Raw genomic sequence first — 1,622 nt, 5'->3', positions numbered from 1 at the left:
AGCAGCCAGGCCCGGGTGAACGCGTCATAGGCTTCAAAACTCTCGAACTGGTCCCAGTCATCGTCGACCGCGTCGACCTTGGACTGGTCGGGGCGGTGCAGATCGCCGTCGAGCTGCAGATTGTAGGGCGGATCGGCGAAAATGACGTCGATCGATTTTTCGGGCAGGCGGTCGAGCGCCGCGACGCAGTCGCCTTTCAGGATCGTGTCCAGCCATTCGGATTGCTGGGGAGCATGGGAAAGGTCGGCGAGAAGACGCACGGCAGACATTTTTACACCCAGGGCACGCGTTACTGTTTACTCCCCGTTATGGTTACCGATCAGCGTAAATATTCGGTGAAGGCCCGCGCGATGACCTCCCAGGTTTGCGAAGGCCGGCCCATTGGTGTATGCCGCGCCGCCTGAGCCCATAGCGGCCATTCCTCATCCACCTTGTTCCGGATCACCATGCCCCAGCCAGACCTTGTCATCTTCGATTGCGACGGCGTGCTCGTCGATTCCGAAATCATCGCCGCGCGGGTCGAGGCCGAGCTGATAACCTTGGCCGGATATGAAATCTCCGCCGAGGAAATTGCCGAGACATATGCGGGCCTGACGTTCAAGGACATCCTGATGCGGATCGAGGAGAAGTCCAAAATCCCTTTCCAGGCGTCGCTGATCGACCGCGCCGAGGAGCTCGTCGACCGCAAGCTGCGCAGCGATGTTCGTGCCATCGAGGGGGTGCGCGAAGCGGTCGCCTCGGTCACGGCGCAACGCTGCATCTGCTCCAACTCACGCTCGGAGCGCATAGAATTCATGCTGGAGAAGGTGCATCTGCTGCCGTTTTTCGCCGGCCGCATCTTCTCGGCGCTGGAAATACCGGGCAAAAAGACCAAGCCCGCGCCGGACGTGTTCCTGCTCGCGGCCGAAAAACTCGGCGCGAACCCGGCCAACACTTTCGTCATCGAGGATTCCGTGCACGGCGTTGCCGGCGCCAGGGCAGCAGGCATGCGTGTGATCGGCTTCACCGGCGCCAGCCACAGCTATCCTGGCCATGCCGACGCGCTGACCGAGGCCGGCGCCGAGACGGTGATCCGCCGCTGGGCAGAGCTGAAAAGCGTCATCGCGGCACTGTCTGAATGGTCGGCTGACGCCTGAGCAGCGCGCGCCGCGACGCACGCTGCCCCTAGAATACTGAGACCGGACCGGGACTAGTTCGTCGCGGGGGCCTTCTTCCGGTGGGTCTTCTTCGGTTTGTCCGTCGTCGCCTTCGGCGCGGTTTCGTCATAGCCGGCATAGGCCTGATAGTCCTGCGCCGCCGGCGCCGGCACGACGACATTGGAATCGGTGAAGACGAACTGGGTGGCGACCGAGGGATCGGTGACCTGGACCTGATACTGGTGAATCTGCGAATAAAGCACGTCGGTGCCGTGCATCACCGCGGTGCGGATCGGCATGGTGATGGTGCCGGGTGTGAACTTCGGTCCCGGCACAATCTTGCCGGCGACCGCGATCTTCATCGTCAGCTGGCCGTCGGCGCGGCTGCAATCGCGGGTCACGTCGCTGATCGAGGCCTGATAAATGATCCTCTGGGAATCGTCGGGTGCGGCAGCAGCGGCGGCGGCGTCGGCAGCGGCCTGTGCC

The 1,622-nt window shown here is 63.0% G+C and carries 2 protein-coding genes and 1 pseudogene; 1 reads left to right on the top strand and 2 read right to left on the bottom strand.

Annotated elements, in window-relative coordinates; genetic code table 11:
• Nucleotides 1–269 (bottom strand): DNA methyltransferase (locus AC1DX0_RS35630; protein ID WP_477359148.1); only part of this gene is annotated, 269 nt, incomplete at its 3' end.
• A 177-nt stretch (nucleotides 270–446) separates the two neighbouring features.
• Here AC1DX0_RS35630 and AC1DX0_RS35625 point away from each other — a divergent pair.
• Nucleotides 447–1,136, top strand: a complete 690-nt coding sequence (locus tag AC1DX0_RS35625) for an HAD family hydrolase (protein ID WP_477219630.1) — start codon at nucleotides 447–449, stop codon at nucleotides 1,134–1,136.
• 53 nt (nucleotides 1,137–1,189) lie between these two features.
• Here the strand turns inward: AC1DX0_RS35625 and AC1DX0_RS35620 are convergent.
• A pseudogene (locus AC1DX0_RS35620) lies at nucleotides 1,190–1,622 on the bottom strand (hypothetical protein); the annotation flags it as partial.

Source organism: Mesorhizobium sp. P3_A9 (genome assembly GCF_056402975.1).
Note: the sequence above shows the minus strand (reverse complement) of the source record. Positions and strands in the feature narration are given on the sequence as shown.